This window comes from Flavobacterium tiangeerense (assembly GCF_007830355.1).
Lineage (GTDB): Bacteria > Bacteroidota > Bacteroidia > Flavobacteriales > Flavobacteriaceae > Flavobacterium > Flavobacterium tiangeerense.
This window is the reverse complement of sequence record NZ_VLKO01000005.1, coordinates 20,651-41,608: the sequence shown is the minus strand read 5'-3', so window position 1 is coordinate 41,608 and position 20,958 is coordinate 20,651. Positions and strand designations below refer to the sequence as shown.

Sequence of the window (20,958 nt, the reverse complement as noted above, 5' to 3'; positions counted from 1 at the left end):
TAAACAAAAAAAACGCTACTCTTTCGAATAGCGTTTTTTGAAATTTGTGTGGTGATGGCTTTTTTCCTCGTGAAGACAATCATCTGAGGAGTTGAATGCCCTAGCCCTGATTACTTCACTATACTTTTATTTCCATAGGAGTTCAGTGAATTCCATTTGAAGTGAAAATCCTTTATTTCCGCCTTTTCGGCGGATATAAAGATTGAAACGGATAGCAGGATTAAGCTCCTAAAAAAAAAGAGTAACCACACCGTACCTCTGTTGCTTTTATTTACTGGCAGGGATGGTCATAATCCCCATGTTGTAGAGTGTAAAGGCTTGTATGTCTACGTTTTCTTGTATGGTTGCTGCTACTGATTTTCCGGCGCCGTGTCCTGCATTGATGTCTATGCGAATAAGGGTTGGGTTTGTTCCTGCTTGTTTTTCTTGCAACTCAGCAGCAAATTTAAAGCTGTGTGCCGGCACTACTCTATCATCATGATCTCCTGTTGTGACCATAGTGGCTGGGTACTGGGTTCCTGTTTTTACGTTGTGTACCGGTGAATATCGTTGAATGTAGCTGAACATTTCTTTGCTGTCCTGAGCTGTTCCGTAATCATACGCCCAACCTGCTCCTGCGGTAAAGGTATGGTAGCGCAACATGTCCATCACACCTACTGCTGGCAAGGCTACCTTCATTAATTCTGGGCGTTGTGTCATGGTAGCGCCTACTAACAAACCTCCGTTTGACCCACCACGAATGGCTAGGTATTGTGAAGAGGTGTATTTTTGTGCAATTAAATATTCGGCTGCTGCAATGAAATCATCAAATACGTTTTGTTTTTGCATTTTGGTTCCTGCATCATGCCATTTTTTTCCGTATTCACCTCCACCACGCAAGTTGGGTACGGCATACACGCCTCCGTTTTCCATCCAGATGGCATTGGCTATGCTAAAACTTGGTGTTAAACTCACGTTGAATCCGCCATATCCGTAAAGCATGGTTGGATTTGTCCCATCAAGTTTTAATCCTTTTTTGTGGGTGATGATCATTGGGATTTTGGTACCGTCTTTTGAGGTATAAAACACTTGTTTAGACTCATACAGATCCGTATTGAAATCTACTTTTGGTTTTTCATACACAACAGAGGTTCCTGTTTGCGTATCTAAACTAAAAATAGAACCGGGTGTGATATAATTTGTAAAGGAGAAATAAAGGTTTTTCTCTTTTTTCTTTCCGCCAAAACCGCCCGCTGTTCCTACTCCAGGAAGTTTGATTTCGCGTATCAATTTTCCTGTGTAATCATATTGTTTTACCAATGAAACGGCATCTTTCATGTAATTTGCAAAGAAATAACCGCCACCTGTTGATGGTGATAAAACATTCTCTGTTTCTGGAATGAAGTCTTTCCAGTTTTCTGGTTTTGGATTCTTGATATCCACAGTAACGATGCGTTTGTTGGGCGCATTCAAATCAGTTTCTATGAATAATTTTCCGCCTTCATTTTCAATAATACTGTTGTCACTCTTGAAATTATCTACAATAGTCACAATAGGACTGTTGGGTTTTGTTAAATCTTTGATGTACAACTCGTTCCCATAGGTGGAGTTTGCGGCTGATATCACAAGGTAGCGGTCGTCCTCAGTCACGCCACCGCCTACATAACGGCGTTTTTGATCGGCACCAAAAATGATTTGATCGTCTTTTTGAGCTGTGCCTAATTTATGAAAATAGAGTTTGTGCTCATCTGTTTTTGCTGATAATTCACTTCCTTTTGGTTTGTCATAACTGGAATAGTAGAAACCTTCATTCCCTCTCCAGGACACGCCGCTGAATTTCACATCGACAATGGTGTCTTCAATAATTGTATTGGTAATGGCATCCATGATGATTACTTTGCGCCAGTCGCTTCCACCTTCTGAAATGGCATAGGCTACTTTTGAACCGTCTTTGGAAAAATCTAATCCGCCAAGTGACGTGGTTCCGTCTTTAGAGAAGGTGTTGGGATCTAAGAAAACCGTTTCGGTTCCTTTGGCATCTTTTCTATACAACACCGACTGGTTTTGCAAACCGTTGTTTTTATAGTAATATGTGAAATTCCCTTCTTTGAAAGGCGCTCCTATTTTTTCGTAATTCCAAAGCTTTTCCATTCTTGCTTTTAACGCATCACGAAACGGAATTTGATTGAGATACCCGTAGGTTACTTCGTTTTGAGCTTTGACCCAAGCACCGGTCTCAGCTGATTTATCATCTTCTAGCCAACGGTAGGGATCTGGGACTTTTGCATCAAAATAAGCATCTACCGTAGTTCCTTTGTTGGTCGTTGGGTATGTTATTTTTTCGTTTTTATTTTGGCCAAAAGTTGCCATTGCAGAGGTTACAGCCATTATTAAAAAGGATTTCTTCATTAGTTATTTTTTTAGGTTGTTACAAAAATAAGGAAATAGTTAGTGTTCTAGACTTGACCAAGTCTTAAATAAAGTTAAAAAAAACGCTGCTATTTGGGGTAAAGTATTTTCTACAGTTCTATCGTTTCCTTAATTATTTTCTTTGGCTTCCTCAAAATTTTGCAATTCTATATTCACAGCTTCCAGCAACTGTTGCTCAGTAGGTAGGTATAGTTTATATTGACTAGCTACAATATTTTTCTCGTTTTCCGGCAACATAAATTTTACAACGCCGTCATTTTTATTTGCACAAAGCAAAATACCAATAGTTGGATTTTCACGGGGCAGTTTTTCTACCCGATCGTAATAATTGACATACATCTGTAGTTGTCCTATATCCTGATGCGTAAGTTTATCTGTTTTGATTTCGATAATAACAAAGCATTGTAATATCCGATTATAAAAAACTAAGTCTGTAAAAAATTCATCGCCATCAATGTGTATTCTTTTTTGTCTTGCTACAAATGAAAAACCATTTCCTAGTTCCAATAAAAAATCTTGCAAATGAGTAATTATAGCACTTTCTAAATCTTTTTCATAGTAAGCCGCTTCTCGTTTTAAGCCCAGAAATTCAAGATACATCGGGTCTTTTATAATCTCTTTAGCATCCGAAGGCAGTTTTTCATTTTTGGCAACAGCGAGTACGCTTTCTTTATCATTGCTCATTAAAAGACGTTCCCAAAGACTACTATAAATCTGACGCTCTAATTGTCTTGTGTTCCAATTATTTTTTACGCTTTCTGCAATGTAAAATTCTCTTTTATACTGATTGTCAATTACCAAAAGGAATTTATATTGTGTCCAACTCAATTGCGTCCGCAGTGCGGACGCAATTGGAAACATTCGGTAAAACTGTCGGTATCTCTCTAATTGCCTAACTGAAAAACCACTCCCATATTCTGGCTGTAATTGTTGAGAAAGAAATTTAATTAAATAAGTCCCATAATCAGCACGGTCCTTTCCGTTTTGTTCTTCCTCGAAAATACGTTGCCCAATATGCCAGTACATCAAGGTTCTTTCATTGTCTACCGCTCTAATTGCTTTGTCTTTTGAAGCTGCTATAATGGCTTTAATATCAGGAATTACAGATTGGTTTTGTAGCATCGTTATTTTGGATTATAAAAATTTAACTCGATTACACATACAATAATACGAAAAAAAGAACTGAAATAGTAACCCGTACTTTTTGCACTTAAACCCAAAAAAAACGCTACTCTTTCGAATAGCGTTTTTTTGATATGTGGATGAAGCAATTGATTTACAAGTTAAAATTCAGCCCAAAAACGATGTTTCTTCCAATGTTTGGAATGCCATCCGTTTTTAAGCGAGAAAGATGCGCAATGTATCCTTTATCGAATAAATTATTCCCGTTGATGTTGACATCAAATACAGTTTTGCCCAGTTTTACTGTGCCGCCAAAGCCTAAATTTACTAGGTTATACCCTTTCGATTCGGTTTCAAATCCACTTACATTTTTTTGGCTGAATGTACTAGCAACATTTAAAGTTGCAAAACCATCTTCCAACCAATTTTTGATTTTGAATTCGGTTCTAATAGTGTTGTTCCAATTGTTAGCTGGAATTAACGGCAAGTAGTCTCCATTTTGTTTTTTGCCTGTTACGGTTTCAAAACTCGTTTCAAAATGCAACCAATCCAATGGATGCGGATGAAAATGCAATCCTATTTCGCCTCCGTACAACTTTGCATTATCTTGAATATAATCGAACACGGCATTTTCATCAATTATCTCTCCAGTTGGAGAGGTGTAAATGTAATTGTTGATGTGATTGTAAAATCCGTTGACAAAAAACTCAACATGATCCACTTTGTATTCTAAATTTAAATCTGTTTGTACGTTTTGCTCTGTTTTTAAATTGCTGTTTCCTATTTCATAGCGATTCGTTCCTTCATGCACACCATTTGAAGTTAATTCAGCCAGATTTGGCGCTCTAAATCCCGATGCCACATTCAAACGCAACGTTACATCATCGGCCAGATTGGTTTTATAACCCAACGAGGCATTGAAACTGTCGTATGATTTATCGATCGCTTCAAAGGAACCTTCTTCGCCTGCAATTCCTTGTGTCTCTGTAGTAACATTTCTATTATCAAAACGCAACCCGGCTTGCAACACATTAGATTTCCACTCATAATTTGCGGTTCCAAAAACACCAAAATCATTTGTAACGGCATCGGGAATCAAATATTCTTCTCCAGAATTCACATTGGTTTGATGCATTCCTTGTACACCTACAATGGTTTCTATTCTTCCCATTTTTGGCAAATGGTATTTTGCGTTGTAATTAAATGTCTTTAGTTTCATTTGTAAAACCGCCACATTGCTGTCTTCAAACTCACTTCGATCATTGGCAACATAGCCTAAATCAACATCCAGTTTTGATTGTTCAAAAAAGAAAACATTGTTTAAACTCCATAAATGATTGAAAACTCCTTGTTTTGGAAATCCAGTTTTCTTGCTTGTTGTTTGTTCTCCAATCCCATCTTCTGGAATTCCCAAATCCAATTCATTGTAATTGTAACGCAACACACTTGAAAACTTAGCATTGCTGTATCCTATTCCAGTTTTGAAATCGGTTTCATTGTAACGGGTATTTGTCACTCGGTCACCATCGGCAACTTTATAATCAGAATGAGTATTGTAACTTCCACGAGCCATAAATTTCCAGTTATCAGTCGACGTTTTCAAACCTAATGAAGAACTGCTACCAGCGGTATTCGAGAAATATCTTTGACTGAAGTTTGTTTTAAAGGTATTTGCATCAGCAAATTTTTCTGGGTTAAAATACAAAACACCACCCAAAGCATCGGAACCATATAACAATGAAGCTGGCCCTTTTATAACCTCAACACTTTCAACTCCAGAATCGTTCAATCCCAAACCATGTTCGTCGCCAAATTGTTGATTTTCAATTCGAACGCCTTGCGAGTACACCAAAACACGGTTGCCGCTTAAACCACGAATTACCGGTTTCCCAATAGAAGTTCCTGTAGAAACTTGAGAAACTCCAGGAATGGTTGCCAATCCTTCGATCAAAGTGGCTGTTCCTTTTCGTTGTAAATTTTTGATGCTTTCGTGCTCCACTTTCATGACATTTTGCGATTGCATTTTATTGAAAGCCGTTGAAACAATCACTTCATCCATTTCGAAAATTGCTTCTTCGAGCATAACATCAAGTGTATTTTCTTTTTGAAGACTGTTTATGGTTTTGTTTTGGGTTGCAAATCCTATGAATGTAAAACTGATTTTTAAGTTTTTATTGGGCAGGTTGGAAAGAGTGTATTTTCCGTTTTCATCTGTTGTAGTCCCTTTATGCAATTCTGATGCATAGACTGAAACGCCTTTTATGGGTTGGTTTTTTAAATCTGTTACTGTTCCCGAAAGGGTATTTTGCGCTTGAAGCATTGCCGTAAATCCCAATAATAGGGATATGATCATTTTTTTCATTGAAAATTAGTGTAGTATCCGTCTAGTCAGTAAGCCTTTTAAAACAAGGAGGCTTGTGCTAGCGGAATTATTTAGTAAATAGTACTGCATCCAGAAAAATCAAATGAATGAACTTGCCTGGAATAAAAATTACAGAAGCTGAAATAAATTTAGCTTAAACTAGTTACTGGGGGACCTCGAAGGGAATACAAACTGCCAGAAAACGAAATAACCGTTTGCGACGCAGTAAAAAAATATGGGATTTTATCAAAAGTTGCATACAATTGATACGACAAATTTGCTGGAGGTATGTAACTTCCTAGTGCAAATTCGCATACATAACAGTGATCAACTTTTTTGTGTTGGTGTGTTATCTCCTTACCGGTGACATTGTATTTATGGTGGCACTGCTTTTGGGAAAGCTGTTTAGACCAGTGCTCATAGGTATGCAAGGACTGAAACAGCATTGAGCACAATACCGTAACAACCAGAGAAAAACTAACTATGAGTTTGTTTATTTTCATTAGCGCCAAAGATAGCAAAAACAAGAAAAAAGAAAACCATTTGTTTCACAAAAATATTTTTTCGTGAAGCAAATGGTTTTGTTAAAGTACAAAAAACTGGTTTACACCAATTTGTTAGCTACCAAATATTCAGCAATTTGAACTGTATTTGTAGCAGCTCCTTTACGCAAGTTATCAGCAACAATCCACATATTCAAAGTATTTTCTTGACTTTCATCACGACGAATTCTACCTACAAAAACAGCGTCTTTCCCTTCGGCATAAAGTGGCATTGGATAAGTAAAAGCATCAATGTTATCTTGAAGAACAACTCCATCAGTGTGGTGTAAAATGGCTCTTACCTCACTCACATCAAAGTCGTTTGTGAACTCCACATTCACAGCCTCACTGTGTCCTCCTACAACAGGAACACGCACTGCAGTAGCCGTTACAGCAATGGTTCTGTCATCTAATATTTTTTGTGTTTCACGAACCAATTTCATCTCTTCTTTGGTATATCCATTTTCTTCAAAAGAGTCACATTGTGGAATCGCATTGCGGTGAATAGGATACTTATAGGCCATTTCACCTTGTACGCCTGCATATTCGTTTTCTAATTGTTGCACTGCCTTAACTCCCGTTCCGGTGATGGATTGGTAAGTAGAAACAATCACACGTTTGATATTGTATTTACGGTGCAATGGCGCTAATACCAAGACCATTTGAATAGTCGAACAGTTTGGATTGGCGATAATTTTATCAGCAGCAGTTAGCGCATCAGCATTAATCTCTGGAACAATAAGTTTTTTGGTAGGATCCATTCTCCAAGCCGATGAGTTATCAATAACCGTAGTTCCCGCAGCAGCAAATTTTGGAGCCCACTCCAGAGAAGTTTCACCACCAGCTGAAAATAAAGCAATATCCGCTTTCATATCAACAGCAGTTTGCAAGCCCACAACAGTATATTTTTGACCTTTAAAATCAATCTCTTTCCCTACAGAACGTTCTGATGCTACTGGAATTAATTCTGTTACTGGGAAGTTTCTTTCGGCTAAAACTTTCAACATGATCTCGCCTACCATTCCTGTGGCTCCTACAACTGCTATTTTCATCGTATGTGTTTTTTCTAGGTTTACATTTGAAGAACAAAAGTAATTAATATTAAAAACATTTCAATAGCGTTCACAAAAAATAACAAAATGTTACAAAACAAACTTTTTATTAAACGAGCTCCATTTGGTTTATGCCAAAACTTAGATACAGAATGAAATATACACAAAGAAAAACCGCCACAATTACGTAGCGGTTTAGTTAGAATATATAATGTAGCGGAAATTACTTTTTTAATAAATCTCTAATTTGAGTTAACAACTCTTCTTGAGTAGGACCAGCAGGAGCAGCTGCAACTTCTTCTTTCTTTTTAGCTTTTTCAGCAGCTCTTAACACTACAAAAATAAAGAAAGCAATAATTACAAAATTGATGATTGCTTGTACTAAATTACCATACGTAATTACGGCAGCACCAGCAGCTTTTGCAGCAGCTAAATCCGGATATGAATTCCCGTTTAAAGCTACAAATTTCTGAGTAAAATCTATTCCGCCTGTTACTAAACCAACTATTGGCATAATGACATCATCTACTGCTGAACCAATAATTTTACCAAAAGCACCACCCATTACAACAGCAGTAGCTAAACTTATCACATCGCCCTTCATCAAAGAAGCTTTGAAATCACTAAAAAATCCCATAATAATTTAAATTTAAGTTAATATTTGTTTGTGAGTACGAACTTAAATAAATTTTTAATGCGAATAAGCAAAAAATTAACAAAATTATAACTATTCTCTATAAAAGACACGTTTTACCCGTTGAGATACATTCGTTAATATTTCATAAGGAATTGTATTTAATTTCTCAGCAATTTCATTCACTCGGAGCTGCTCTCCAAAAAGCACCACTACATCTCCTTCTTTACAATCAATTCCAGTCACATCAACCATCAACATGTCCATACAGACACTACCCACAATGGCCGCTTTAGTATTTCGCACTAGCACATGACCTACACCATTGCCCAAACCTCGTGAAATTCCATCAGCATAACCAATAGGTATAGTGGCAATTACCGTGTCTTTTGAAGCAACAAATCGCCTGCCATATCCTACACTTTCTCCCGCTTTAATAGTGCGTAATTGTGAAATTATGGATTTAAGTGTCCCAACATTTTCAAGTTTATGTTGTTCGTCACTATCATTTGAAACTCCATACAAACCAATCCCCAACCGAACCATGTCATATTGAGAATCCATAAAATTACTAATTCCAGATGTGTTCAAGATGTGTCGCAATGGAACATTCGGTAATTGAGCCATCAGTTTTGAGGATAGTTGCTCAAAAAGCGCTATTTGTGATCGAGCAAAATCATGTTGAGAAGGATCATCACTAGTTGCTAAATGTGATAAAATACTTTTGACTTGCACTGTTTTGTTTCCTTGCAAAGCCAAAATCAATTCGTCTATTGTAGCCGCTTCAAAACCCAATCGATGCATTCCAGTATCCATCTTAATATGAATGGGAAAATTCTCTAATCCTTTTTGGCTGGCAATTTTTAAAAAGGCGTAAAGTCCTTTTAAACTGTAAATCTCTGGTTCTAATTTATGTTTGATAATTGCTGAAAAACTGGTACTTTCTGGATTGAGAACCATAATAGGAACTTTAATCCCACCTTTTTTTAATGCTATTCCCTCATCTGCAAAGGCCACACCTAGATAATTCACCTTATTAAACTCTAACAATTTTGCAATTTCAAGACCGCCATTACCATATCCAAAAGCCTTGACCATTACCATAATTTTTACATTTGGCTTAAGTTTAGCTTTGAAAAAATTTAGGTTGTGCGATATGGCATTCAAATTGATTTCTAAAACAGTTTCATGTGTTTTCTCTTCGAGTAAATACACTATTTCTTCAAATTGAAATGCTCTTGCTCCTTTTATTAAAATGGTTTCATTAAAAAAATCTAGTTGTGCTATATCGGCAATAAACTCGGCTGTCGTTTTGAAAAAAAGAGCATTGGTAAACTTATCTTGAAATTTACTAATAGTTTCACCAATAGCGATTACTCGATCAATATTATTGACCTTGATGAGATGCGAAACTTTATCATACAACTCCTCAAGGGATAATCCGCTTTGAAAAATATCTGATAAAATTAATGTCTTTTTCTTAGACTGTTTTTGATTTTCAAGAAAGTCCAATGCAATTTTTAACGACTGGAAATCACTACTATAACTATCATCAATAATATTGCAATTGTTGATGCCATTTTTTAATTTCAGGCGCATTTCAACCGGATACAATTGCGATATACGCTCCTGAATAGTACTGACCTCAACATGTAAAAACAACAAAACTAAAATACAAGAAATGGCATTTTCTATTGAAGCTTCATCAAAAAAAGGAATTTTAACATCAAAAACCACTTCTCCGCAATGAATGTGCAAAATAGTATTGGAATCCTTCACTTCTTTAGTAACAAGTACAGTTGCTAAGGGATTTAAAAAACTCCAAGAGAATTTTTGTATGTCCGACGGCAAGTATGCTTCAACGGTTTGATTTTTATAATAAATTAGTACTTCAGCATTTTGAAATAATAATAATTTCTCTTTAATTTTTTCAGTTGTATTGGTAAATCCTTCGTCATGAGCAGTACCTATATTGGTTAGCACTCCTATGGTAGGCTTGATGATTTTTTCTAAGTTTTGCATTTCGCCACGAGTTGAAATACCTGCTTCAAAAATACCTAAGTTGTGTTTTTCATTTATGCCAACAACAGATAATGGAACACCTACCTGAGAATTATAACTCTTTGGACTGCGAATAATATTATAATCTGGAGCCAATAAAAAATTGAGCCACTCCTTAACAATGGTCTTTCCGTTGCTACCGGTTAACCCAATAACTGGAATTTGAAAAAGCGCTCTGTAATATGCTGCAAATTCTTGCAAGGCCGTCATCGTATTCGAAACGACATAAAAATTAGCTTTCCCTTCGCACTCTTTTGGGATAAAAGTGACTACAAAGTTTTGAACACCCGATACAATAAGATCATCTATATAGTCATGCGCGTCATGCTGCACGCCAACCAAAGCAAAAAAAAGCGTTTGAACTCCGTTTTGCAACGAACGGCTATCAATAGAAACTGCATCTAAGTCATCATTATCAAAATCGCCATGACGCACGGATTGAATTGTTTGCAAACTTGCTAGAATTTTTTGACTCATAGTTCTCCTTATTATCTTACTTAAAATTGCAATTAAGCTTTAATTTTTATCAAAAATACACAAAAATTACACGCTCTTTCTAGGATAAAGCTTCTAGAATTCAAAAAACAAGTAGCAAAAGAAAAAGGGTGTTTTTTACACTTATAAGATTCATTATATTTGTTTTCAAAAAAAATTGTCTTGAAAAAAATCCTTCCTGTTTTCTCTTATGTCTTTCACCCTGTTTTTATACCAACTATAGCAGCTTTACTATATATGTGGTATAGTGGAAACACGTTTCAGTTTCAAGAAAAATTATTTGTGCTCTTTCAAGTGGTTTTATTAACCGTGTGCATTCCTATTTTAGGATTTTTTATCCTAAAGGTTTCAGGACAAATTGATTCTGTGATGGTTTATAAAATTGCACAACGAAAGATTCCGTTATTATTGCATTGTTTTTTAATTATTTTGCTAGTCAAAAACACAATCGTGATTAATCGTTATCCTGAATTGCATTTCTTTTTAATTGGGGGACTTTTTAGTAGTTTAATGGCATTACTCTTGCTTTTTATGAACATTAAAGCAAGCTTACACTTACTAAGCATAAGCTCTTTGACCGTTTTTATTATAGGTTTAAGCATGCATTTGCAATTGGAAAATACAATTACCGTTGCATTACTCATTTTATTGAACGGACTTATAGCATCGTCCCGACTGGTAATGAACGCGCACACTTATAAAGAACTCGTTATTGGTTTTGCATTAGGTGCCGTTCCACAATTGTTTTTATTGTTCTTATGGTTATAAGATATAAAAAATAATTCCCAAATTAAATGCTCTCATGTTTACAGAAGCTCCATTTAATGTTGCTTTTTGAAACAAAGGATTTAAACCATAATACATATACAAATTTACAGTGTTGTAGCCCGTAGCAAGATACACTCCGTATTGAAGTGCATTAAAATCAGAATTGTTTTGAACTATAATACGCTCTGGACTTCCGTTAAAAAGGGAACGATCATACAACAAATAACTAAATTTTAAACCCGTATAAATGCGCCAAAATTTATGACTCTCATAAGTTGATGTACGCCATCTTAATTCTATGGGCACATCCACTGAGAGTTGAGAAAACTTGTTTTTATCTACACGGACATCGGCTGGAATGAGTTGGTAATTCACAACACTATTTTGCTCATTCACTATAAGATTTTGATTGAAATTGTTATATGTAAATCCAAGTCCTGTGGCTACGGCCCAAGTTCTATTAGCATTAATAGGCATGTCTCTTAAAAAACCCAACGACACACCCGAAGAAAATTTATTTTGAGACACTCCCGCAGGTCTGTTTACCAATGAGTTGTATGATAAAGCAAAATAAAACTGATCTTCTCTGTATAATGAATCTACCTTAACAATTGCCTTTTCCTCAATAGCTTGATTCTCTTGACCAAAAGCAGACATACTAATAAAAATACATCCCACAAGAAAGCTGTTTCTATATTTTTTTAGAACTTTTATCATTCTATCCTACTTAATTTAATGGATTATACATTTTAGATTGCACTAGAACCTTATTAACAAAGATAGTATTTCCTAGGTATGAAGGACACAATTGTTGCTGTTTAAAATAATTTGCAACACATTCTCGCTGCAACTCTACTGCTTGTAAATAAACACCTAAGTTTACATTTGATACTGTGAAATTAAATATTGTAAATCTAAAATGTTGATTGGTAAATGACTGATCGCAAATTTAGTGAGTCGCGTTGCAAACGTTATGGCTTTTTTATAGATATGTAGGATTAGTTGAAAACGAGAACAGGACAGGATTAAAACCAGCTCCCGTTTTGTATTTGTACCACAATTTCTCTTTTGTTGATAAGATATTATGAAATTCAACTCCGAATTTCTTACATTTAGCCTTCAAACGCTATAATAAAGCATCATTACATATCAGTACCTAAAAAAAATGATAACAGCATTTAAAATACCACGATTTTAAAACTGTTTTTAAAGGGATCACTGCATGTAAAAAATCAAACAAGAAAAATTCGCTACATGACCATTGAACAATACATTACTAAAATAAATACTTTATTTCAAACAGGTAACGCACGAGAACACTCCTACCGTGGGGATTTGCAGAATCTTTTAATGGCTATTTTGCCAGACGTTTTAGTTACAAATGAGCCCGCTAGAGTGGCTTGTGGCGCACCTGATTATGTATTGACACGTAAGGACATTCCTGTTGGGTATGTAGAAGCTAAAGATATTGGCGTAGATCTAAAAGATAAAAAACTCAAAGAACAGTTTGATCGATACAAAGCGGGTTTAAGTAATTTGATATTTACAGATTATATGGATTTCCATTTTTATAAAGATGGTGAATTTGTTACTAAAATTGAAATTGCTTCTCTAGAAAATGGAAGCATCATTGCTAAACCCGAAAACTTCGACCAGTTTAAAAACTTGATTAAAAACTTTGCCGAAACCATATCGCAAACCATTAAAAGCCCCACAAAGCTGGCGCAAATGATGGCCGGTAAAGCAAAATTAATGGCCGATGTTATTGAAAAATCTTTAATCAGTGATGATGAACACAACAACCGTTCGCAACTAAAATCGCAAATGTTATCGTTTCAGCAAATGCTAATTCATGATATCGACAATAAGGCTTTCGCCGATATTTATGCGCAAACCATTGCTTACGGAATGTTTGCCGCTCGTTATCACGACCCAACATTAGAAAATTTTTCACGGGAAGAAGCTGCCACACTTATACCTAAAAGCAATCCTTTTTTACGAAAATTATTTCAAGACATTGCAGGTTACGACTTAGATACGCGCTTGGTTTGGATAGTAGATGAATTAATTTCTATTTTCTTGGCCAGTGATGTCGAGGATATTATGAAAAACTTCGGGAAAAGCACCAAGCAAGAAGATCCTGTGGTGCATTTTTACGAAACCTTTCTTGGTGAATACAATCCAGCCTTACGTAAAGCTCGCGGAGTTTGGTACACACCACAACCTGTAGTAAATTTTATAGTGCGTGCGGTAGATGATATTTTAAAAACTGAGTTCAACTTGCCACAAGGTTTAGCTGATACCAGCAAAATTAAAATCAAGAAAAAAGCCGTTACGCAAACTGGTGTAGGTGCTAAATCTAAAATTGTAGAAGTAGAAACCGAAGTCGAAGTTCACAAAGTACAAATCTTAGATCCCGCCACTGGAACGGGAACCTTTCTTGCCGAGGTGGTAAAACACATTCACAAGAAATTCAAGGGACAACAAGGCATTTGGAGCAAGTACGTTACTAACGATTTAATACCACGTTTAAATGGTTTTGAGTTGCTAATGGCCTCTTACGCTATGGCACACCTGAAGATGGACATGTTACTAACCGAAACAGGTTACAAACCCACCGATGACCAACGTTTTAGAATTTTCCTAACCAATAGTTTAGAAGAAGCCCACCCCGACTCTCAAACCTTATTTAGCAGCTGGTTGAGTGACGAAGCCGATCAAGCCAACGCCATAAAACGTGATGCACCCGTTATGGTGGTGATAGGGAATCCGCCGTATAGTGGCGAAAGTGCCAACAAAGGCGAATGGATTATGAACCTGATGGAAGATTATAAAAAAGAACCAGGAGGTAAAGAAAAATTAAAAGAAAGAAATCCTAAATGGATAAATGACGATTACGTAAAATTTATGCGTTTTGGGCAACATTTTATTGACAAAAACGGTAGTGGAATTTTAGCATTTATTAATCCTCATGGCTTTTTAGATAATCCTACTTTCAGAGGAATGCGATGGAATTTACTGAAAACCTACGATAAAATTTACACCATAGATTTACACGGAAATAGTAAGAAAAAAGAAGTTTCACCTGATGGTTCTGTTGACCAAAATGTCTTTGACATCATGCAGGGTGTTTCCATTAACTTATTTGTAAAAACAGGTAAGAAAAAAGTTGATGAATTGGCAGATGTTTTTCATTATGATTTATTTGGTAAAAGGGAATTGAAATATGATTTTCTATCAAATAATTCTATAAAAACTATTGATTATAAAAAGTTGCCAAATGTTGCTCCAAATTATTTTTTTGTAAGTAAAGATTTTGACATTCAAGAAAATTATGATGAAGGATTTAAATTAAATGAACTATTTACTTTAAATAATGTTGGAATTGTTACTGCAAGAGATAATTTCACAATACATAAGACTGAAAACGATTTAACCAAAACGATTGAAGATTTTTTATTATTAGATGATGAAACGGCTAGAACAAAATATCAATTAGGAAAAGATGTAAGAGATTGGCAAGTGAATTTTGCAAAGAAAGATTTACAAGAAAACTATCCTTATAAAGGAAAAATAACAAAAATATCATATCGCCTCTTTGACGATAGATATACTTTTTACACAGGAAAAACAAAAGGGTTTCATTGTTATCCGAGAAATGAAATAATGAAACATTTTATTGATAGAGACAATCTAGGAATATTATCTGTAAATAGACAACCTCAAAACAATCCAACAAGTTATTATTTCTTAACAAAAAACATTTTCTCTACAGGATGTATAAGATCAGATAGCGTTGGAATTGATAGTGTCTTCCCTCTCTATTTATACCCAGAAAAAACTAATCAGCCAAGTTTATTAGATGAAGTGGTTCGCACGCCTAATCTTAACATGGATATTGTTTATAAAATATGCAATGATCTGTTGATGAAATTTTCACCTGAAAAGATTGAAAGTATACAATCAGATCTTTTAACGCCAATTGACCTACTTGATTACATCTATGCGGTATTACACAGTCCAACGTACAGAGAGAAATACAAAGAGTTTTTAAAAATTGATTTTCCAAGAGTTCCTTATCCTACTGATATTAAAAAGTTTTATGAGCTAGTAGCATTAGGTGGCGAGTTACGTCAAATCCATTTACTAGAAAGTGAAACAGTAGAAAATTATATCACAGAATATCCCGAAGATGGCGACAATATTGTAGGTAAACCAAAATTTGTCCCTTCGAGCGCAGTCGAGAAGCACTTAGGTCGCGTGTACATCAACGACACACAATATTTTGACAACGTTCCCGAAGTAGCTTGGAACTTTTACATAGGCGGCTACCAACCCGCTCAAAAATGGCTCAAAGACCGAAAGGAACGAGAATTATCCTTTGAAGACATTCTGCATTACCAAAAGATTATTGTAGCGCTAAGTGAGACCGATAGGATTATGAAGGAAATAGATAAAATTGAGATTTAAAAAAATAAATTTTAATTAACACTTACTGTTAATAAAATAATTTACCTTTGCATGACAATTACGTTTGATGATAACAAATTAAGAAAGTATGCTAACGATGATCGATTAGCCGAAAAAAAACTTGGCAAACGAGAAGCTGATTTATACAAACAGCGCCTTGATGATTTAGCAGCAGCACAAACGTTAGAAGATGTTAGATATTTACCTGGTAATTACCATGAATTAGTTGGAAATAGAAAAGGACAATGGGCTTGTAATTTAGTTCATCCCTATCGATTAATTTTTGAACCTCACGAAGACCCTATCCCTACTAACGAAAACGGTCAATATCTCTGGATAGCGATAAAAGGAGTTGAAATAATTGAAATTGAAGATTATCATTAACAAAAGCACAAATGGCAACAATTACCCAATATTACCCTCAATCAGTTTCACATCCGGGAACTACTTTAGCTGAAATTTTAGCTGAAAAAGAAATGGGAGCAAAAGAATTTGCGGTAAGAACTGGTAAACCTGAAAAAACAATCTCAGATGTTTTGAATGGAAAAAGTAGTATCACTCCCGAAATGGGAATTTTATTTGAACAAGTATTAAAAATTCCCTCCCATTTCTGGATTAACAGACAAAGAACCTACGATGAATACTTAGCTAGAGTAGCATATCAAAAAACAATAGAAGAAGGTGTAGCATGGTCTAAAACATTTCCTTATGCTAAAATGGCTGCACTAGGCTGGGTTAAACCAACTATAAAAAAAGAAGAAAAGGTAATACACTTATTTGAGTATTTTGAAGTATCTAACACTAAAGGGTACTATGATTTTTACCACAATCAAAAACTACTAGTGAATTTCAGAATTTCATTGAAAGAAAATGAAAATGCAGGAGCAATAGCAGCATGGTTAAGACAGGGGGAAATTCAAGCTGCAGCTTTGAACATCCCTGAATTTAATAAAACGAAATTGACCGAAATTTTGCCAAAGTTAAAAACGATAATGGTTTCGCAACCTGCAGACTTTTTTACTAAAATACAAGATTTATGCAGTTATGCGGGAGTTAAAGTTGTGCATACACCCTGTTTGCCTAAAGCACCAATTCATGGCTCTACAAGATGGCTAAATGATGTTCCTTTGATACAATTGAGTGGACGTTATAGAAGAAATGATATATTTTGGTTTACTTTCTTCCATGAGATAGGACACATTTTACTTCATGGTAAAAAATATATTTCAATCGAGAACATTGAATATGATGGAGAAAATCAAATTTATGAAAATGAAGCGGATGCTTTTTCTGCTGATTTTCTTTTGAATAAACAACAAGAAAAAGAAATTATTAGCAATCAATCATTAACCGAAAGTGATATTATTAATTATGCAAAAAAATTCCAAACACATCCTGCTATTATAATTGGAAGATTGCAACATTTGAAACTAGTTCCTTTCGGTTTAGGAAATAATTTGTTTCATCCTATTGATTTTTCTTAAAAACCACTGGTGCTCGTTGAATGTCATTAAGTTAAGAGTTCATTTGTCCTTCCGACGAAGGAGGAATCTCTGTTTGTTGCTCGCGTTTGTTGCCATTCATCCTTTGTCGGAATGACAACCTACTTACTTAATTAACGAAAGCAAAGCGTTTGCAACGCGGATTACTTAGACAGACGCCTGCAAAACAAATTTACTCCTTTTAATTTTTTTGCTTAGACAAACTAAAAAGTTTGCCACGCCAAAGCTAGAGATTAACTCCGTTGATCCCAAGAAGGGCGTCTCACAATAAAATTAATGCTCGGCATTTCATGCCTGATCCTTTTTTGTTTTATAGCTTAGACAAACTAAAAAGCTTGCCACGCTATAAAACAAAAAATGCTCCCCTTTCGGAAAGCATTATTTTTTTGCAGAGAGGAAGGGATTCGAACCCTCGATACAGTTACCCATATACTAGCTTTCCAGGCTAGCTCCTTCAACCACTCGGACACCTCTCTAATTAGGTTTGCAAATAACTTAAAAAAAACTGACTTTGAAAAGCAAAATCTAACTTTAAATCATTTCGCCACGCAATGGCTTTTCAAAAAAAGCTTTAAAATCCTTGGCAGCAATATCTTGGCCTAATACATACATTAGTTTTGTAATTGCAGCCTCGGTGGTGATGTCTTTTCCAGATATTAATCCTAATTCTTTCAATTCGGTACTGGTTTCGTAATGCCCCATACTTACACTACCACCTGAACATTGTGTTACATTTACAATATGCAATCCTGCTTTGATAGCATTGTGTAATAAATGAAGAAACCAGTCTTCTGTAGGTGCGTTTCCAGATCCATACGTTTCTAGAACAATTCCTTTTAAGTTAGGGATATTAAAAATAGCCGCTAAAACAGCTTCACTAATACCCGGAAACATTTTTATGATGGCAACATTATTATCTAACTTCTTATGTACTTGAAATGATTTAGTAGTGCTTTTAGGCAAAAACATTTCTGGATTAATTTTCAAATGTACACCAGACTCCACCAGCTCAGGATAATTAGGAGAGGTAAATGCTTTAAAATGTTCGGCATTTATCTTTGTGGTGCGGTTTCCTCTGTACAACTTGTATTCAAAATAAAGGCAGACTTCTTGTATCAAAGGCCCGTTTTGATCTCGTAACGAAGCTATTTGTATGGCAGTAATTAAATTCTCTTTGGCATCAGTTCGTAAATCACCTATTGGCAATTGAGAGCCTGTAAAAATCACTGGTTTGTCTAAATTTTCGAGCATAAAACTCAACGCCGATGCAGAGTATGACATGGTATCTGATCCATGAAGTACTACAAAACCGTCATAGGTGCTGTAATTTTGCTCCATTAGGGTTGCCATTTTTGACCATTCAGCGGGATTCATATTAGAGGAGTCTATGGGTACCTCAAATGAAACTGTTTCAATATCACAATCTAATTGTTTTAGCTCTGGGATATTTTGCAATAACTTACTAAAATTAAAGGCCTTGAGTGCTCCAGTCTCAAAATCTTTGCGCATACCAATGGTTCCGCCGGTATAAATTAAAAGTATTTTAGCTTTATACAATGTCATGGTATTTTAATTTATTGACAACAGGATTAGCATACATGGCTAAAAATCCATCTAGTGCCACAGGATTATCATGATCTATACGCATTTCTAATCGGCGTTCAAACAATGATTTTTCGTTTTCACTATACAAATGGGCGTATCGTTCTGTTTTATGAACAATATCATACGCTATAAAATTAGTAGGCCACAATTTGTAATTACTCAAAATCGTATCGTCTATTTCTTGCGCCAGTGCTGCGACTTGTTTATTTGAATTGTCGTTATCCGCTTTTACCCGATCAATCTCGGCATCCAAAACAGTGCCTACATGAATATGAATTCGTTTCTTTTGGCCTAAAGCTCCGCTTAGAATAGTCATGAAATCTTCATTTTTCTCCTTAACGTACACTTCATTATTAGCTTCGGCCATTAGTTGAGGCATTTTTAAGGCATCAGTAGGATCATATTCATAAGAAATAGAAACAGGAACTATTTTTATTTTCTTAAAATAGTCCATCACATTTTTCTCATCAGATGCCATTCCAATCATTTTTAAAACACCTGGATTTGTCTCGTCATTACCATCTTTTGTTCTTCCTTCGCGCTGAGCAATCCACACCGAACGATTTTCATGCAAAAGCAAATTACCCATAAACTCAGATAATAATTTAGAGCTTTGCAACATTTCTCTTGGTGTTAATCCTCTTTGAACTAAGAAATTCCTGTTGAGTTTTGCTAATGTTTTTAAAAATGATTTTTTAACTAAATTATCACCTATTGCTGATGCTGTCATTACTAAACCATGTTCAAACAAAGCCGTATTCAATAAGGTAGTATCTAATAATATATCCCTATGGTTTGAAATGAACATGTAAGAAGTATTAGCCTCTAAGTTTTCAAATCCTGATGTAGTAATACCGTCAGAACTTTTTTCTAATACTCTTTGTACAGATTGATATATAAAATTACATTGAAAATCACGAATAGAATGCGTTTTTTTCAGTTGCTCTTTCCATACCTCATCTGCCACATCTGGAAATGTAAAATTCATCAATGCCTTCATCATAGGATGATTTACCACATCATGAAGTGCTTCATTTATTTCCGAATCATAAAAGGGCCTAATAGCGTCAAATTTCTGCATTTTGGTTCTCAATTTTTGTGTGGGCAAATGAACAAAAAAAATATTAAAATAAGTTAAAATCTAGTTTAAATCCCAAAAATAGCTTTAGAATTTGCCGTAGTTACCGCCGCTATTTCATTTGCCGAAAGGCCATAAAGTTGAGACAACTTTTCTACAACGTTTACAATATAACTGCTCTCATTCCTTTTTCCTCTATACGGCACGGGTGCTAAATAAGGGGAATCGGTTTCTAGAACAATATGTTTGAGGTTTATTTGATTTAAAAACTGATCTATTTTACCATTCTTGAAAGTAGCTACACCGCCAATTCCTAGTTTCATGTTATACGAGATAGCCTGTAACGCTTGCTCATAGGTTCCTGAAAAACAATGAAAAATACCAAATAATTCTGGAGATTTCTCTTGTTCTAAAATTTCGAATATTTCGTCAAAAGCTTCACGACAATGAATCACAATAGGGAGTTTGTACTCTTTTGCAAGTTGTATTTGTTTTCTAAAAGCAATTTGTTGCTGTGGCAAATGAGTTTTATCCCAATACAAATCAATCCCTATTTCACCAATAGCATAGAACTTTCGTTTTGAAAGCTCGTCTGCAACATGTTGTAACTCTTGCTCATAATTTTCATTAACATAAGTAGGATGCAATCCCATCATTAAAAAGATATGACCTGGGTAATTCTGTTCTAAATCATACATAGATTGCGTACAAGTAGAATCTATCGCAGGAATAAAGAAACGCGAAACACCAGCATCAATGGCTCGTTGAATCATTTGGTCTCTATCTTGATCAAAATCTTCGGCATAAAGGTGTGTATGTGTGTCAGTGATGACTATATTTGTTTCCAAGTGTATCTTT

The 20,958-nt window shown here is 35.3% G+C and carries 15 protein-coding genes and 1 tRNA gene; 4 read left to right on the top strand and 12 right to left on the bottom strand.

What is annotated here, in order from left to right:
* Positions 1–267: 267 nt before the first annotated feature.
* The 7 genes from IQ05_RS06420 to IQ05_RS06390 form a co-directional block, all read right to left on the bottom strand.
* Positions 268–2,367 carry a prolyl oligopeptidase family serine peptidase gene (locus IQ05_RS06420; RefSeq protein WP_394345198.1) on the bottom strand — a complete coding sequence of 700 codons (2,100 nt, stop codon included), beginning with the start codon at positions 2,365–2,367 and terminating at the stop codon, positions 268–270.
* A 150-nt stretch (positions 2,368–2,517) separates the two neighbouring features.
* On the bottom strand, positions 2,518–3,531 hold the full coding sequence (locus tag IQ05_RS06415) for a PDDEXK nuclease domain-containing protein (RefSeq protein ID WP_144891198.1): 1,014 nt from the start codon (positions 3,529–3,531) through the stop codon (positions 2,518–2,520).
* A 154-nt stretch (positions 3,532–3,685) separates the two neighbouring features.
* Positions 3,686–5,893 (bottom strand): TonB-dependent receptor, encoded by a 2,208-nt coding sequence (locus IQ05_RS06410; RefSeq protein ID WP_144891196.1) that lies wholly within the window; start codon positions 5,891–5,893, stop codon positions 3,686–3,688.
* A gap of 149 nt (positions 5,894–6,042) precedes the next feature.
* On the bottom strand, positions 6,043–6,396 hold the full coding sequence (locus IQ05_RS06405; RefSeq protein ID WP_144891194.1) for a hypothetical protein: 354 nt from the start codon (positions 6,394–6,396) through the stop codon (positions 6,043–6,045).
* Between the two features lie 101 nt (positions 6,397–6,497).
* Complete coding sequence (locus tag IQ05_RS06400) at positions 6,498–7,487, bottom strand: aspartate-semialdehyde dehydrogenase (protein ID WP_144891192.1); 990 nt, start codon at positions 7,485–7,487, stop codon at positions 6,498–6,500.
* A gap of 223 nt (positions 7,488–7,710) precedes the next feature.
* Complete coding sequence (mscL, locus tag IQ05_RS06395) at positions 7,711–8,124, bottom strand: large conductance mechanosensitive channel protein MscL (RefSeq protein WP_144891190.1); 414 nt, start codon at positions 8,122–8,124, stop codon at positions 7,711–7,713.
* A gap of 90 nt (positions 8,125–8,214) precedes the next feature.
* Positions 8,215–10,659, bottom strand: coding sequence for a bifunctional UDP-N-acetylmuramoyl-tripeptide:D-alanyl-D-alanine ligase/alanine racemase (locus IQ05_RS06390; protein ID WP_144891188.1), 2,445 nt, complete (start codon positions 10,657–10,659; stop codon positions 8,215–8,217).
* Positions 10,660–10,839: 180 nt separating this feature from the next.
* Here IQ05_RS06390 and IQ05_RS06385 point away from each other — a divergent pair, with 180 nt between their 5' ends.
* A complete protein-coding gene (locus IQ05_RS06385; protein ID WP_144891186.1) occupies positions 10,840–11,445 on the top strand; it encodes a hypothetical protein in 606 nt (201 codons plus the stop codon).
* Here the strand turns inward: IQ05_RS06385 and IQ05_RS06380 are convergent.
* A complete protein-coding gene (locus tag IQ05_RS06380) occupies positions 11,440–12,162 on the bottom strand; it encodes a porin family protein (protein ID WP_144891184.1) in 723 nt (240 codons plus the stop codon). The genes IQ05_RS06385 and IQ05_RS06380 overlap by 6 nt on opposite strands.
* A gap of 537 nt (positions 12,163–12,699) precedes the next feature.
* Between IQ05_RS06380 and IQ05_RS06375 the strand changes: the two genes are divergently transcribed.
* From IQ05_RS06375 to IQ05_RS06365, 3 genes are read left to right on the top strand one after another with little or no spacing between them, the layout of a single operon-like run.
* Entirely contained in the window at positions 12,700–15,915 is a 3,216-nt protein-coding gene (locus IQ05_RS06375; RefSeq protein ID WP_144891182.1) for a type ISP restriction/modification enzyme, read from the top strand.
* Positions 15,916–15,966: 51 nt separating this feature from the next.
* Positions 15,967–16,299 carry a type II toxin-antitoxin system RelE/ParE family toxin gene (locus IQ05_RS06370; RefSeq protein ID WP_144891180.1) on the top strand — a complete coding sequence of 111 codons (333 nt, stop codon included), beginning with the start codon at positions 15,967–15,969 and terminating at the stop codon, positions 16,297–16,299.
* An 11-nt stretch (positions 16,300–16,310) separates the two neighbouring features.
* Positions 16,311–17,399, top strand: a complete 1,089-nt coding sequence (locus tag IQ05_RS06365) for an ImmA/IrrE family metallo-endopeptidase (protein ID WP_144891178.1) — start codon at positions 16,311–16,313, stop codon at positions 17,397–17,399.
* Positions 17,400–17,806: 407 nt separating this feature from the next.
* Here IQ05_RS06365 and IQ05_RS06360 read toward each other — a convergent pair.
* From IQ05_RS06360 to IQ05_RS06345, 4 genes are all read right to left on the bottom strand, one after another.
* Positions 17,807–17,893, bottom strand: a tRNA-Ser gene (locus IQ05_RS06360).
* 55 nt (positions 17,894–17,948) lie between these two features.
* Positions 17,949–18,980, bottom strand: coding sequence for an asparaginase (locus tag IQ05_RS06355; protein WP_144891176.1), 1,032 nt, complete (start codon positions 18,978–18,980; stop codon positions 17,949–17,951).
* A complete protein-coding gene (locus IQ05_RS06350) occupies positions 18,967–20,103 on the bottom strand; it encodes a 1-acyl-sn-glycerol-3-phosphate acyltransferase (protein WP_144891174.1) in 1,137 nt (378 codons plus the stop codon). The genes IQ05_RS06355 and IQ05_RS06350 overlap by 14 nt, the downstream gene beginning before the upstream one ends.
* Positions 20,104–20,168: 65 nt before the next feature.
* Positions 20,169–20,936 (bottom strand): TatD family hydrolase, encoded by a 768-nt coding sequence (locus IQ05_RS06345; protein ID WP_144891665.1) that lies wholly within the window; start codon positions 20,934–20,936, stop codon positions 20,169–20,171.
* Positions 20,937–20,958 lie beyond the last annotated feature (22 nt).

What these genes read in the sequence shown, in the direction of transcription:
- IQ05_RS06420 (WP_394345198.1), bottom strand. Translation starts at nt 2,367, where the DNA reads ATGGCTGTAACCTCTGCAATGGCAACTTTTGGCCAAAATAAAAACGAA.
- IQ05_RS06415 (WP_144891198.1), bottom strand. Translation starts at nt 3,531, where the DNA reads ATGCTACAAAACCAATCTGTAATTCCTGATATTAAAGCCATTATAGCA.
- IQ05_RS06410 (WP_144891196.1), bottom strand. Translation starts at nt 5,893, where the DNA reads ATGAAAAAAATGATCATATCCCTATTATTGGGATTTACGGCAATGCTT.
- IQ05_RS06405 (WP_144891194.1), bottom strand. Translation starts at nt 6,396, where the DNA reads ATGAAAATAAACAAACTCATAGTTAGTTTTTCTCTGGTTGTTACGGTA.
- IQ05_RS06400 (WP_144891192.1), bottom strand. Translation starts at nt 7,487, where the DNA reads ATGAAAATAGCAGTTGTAGGAGCCACAGGAATGGTAGGCGAGATCATG.
- mscL (WP_144891190.1), bottom strand. Translation starts at nt 8,124, where the DNA reads ATGGGATTTTTTAGTGATTTCAAAGCTTCTTTGATGAAGGGCGATGTG.
- IQ05_RS06390 (WP_144891188.1), bottom strand. Translation starts at nt 10,659, where the DNA reads ATGAGTCAAAAAATTCTAGCAAGTTTGCAAACAATTCAATCCGTGCGT.
- IQ05_RS06380 (WP_144891184.1), bottom strand. Translation starts at nt 12,162, where the DNA reads ATGATAAAAGTTCTAAAAAAATATAGAAACAGCTTTCTTGTGGGATGT.
- IQ05_RS06375 (WP_144891182.1), top strand. Translation starts at nt 12,700, where the DNA reads ATGACCATTGAACAATACATTACTAAAATAAATACTTTATTTCAAACA.
- IQ05_RS06370 (WP_144891180.1), top strand. Translation starts at nt 15,967, where the DNA reads ATGACAATTACGTTTGATGATAACAAATTAAGAAAGTATGCTAACGAT.
- IQ05_RS06365 (WP_144891178.1), top strand. Translation starts at nt 16,311, where the DNA reads ATGGCAACAATTACCCAATATTACCCTCAATCAGTTTCACATCCGGGA.
- IQ05_RS06355 (WP_144891176.1), bottom strand. Translation starts at nt 18,980, where the DNA reads ATGACATTGTATAAAGCTAAAATACTTTTAATTTATACCGGCGGAACC.
- IQ05_RS06350 (WP_144891174.1), bottom strand. Translation starts at nt 20,103, where the DNA reads ATGCAGAAATTTGACGCTATTAGGCCCTTTTATGATTCGGAAATAAAT.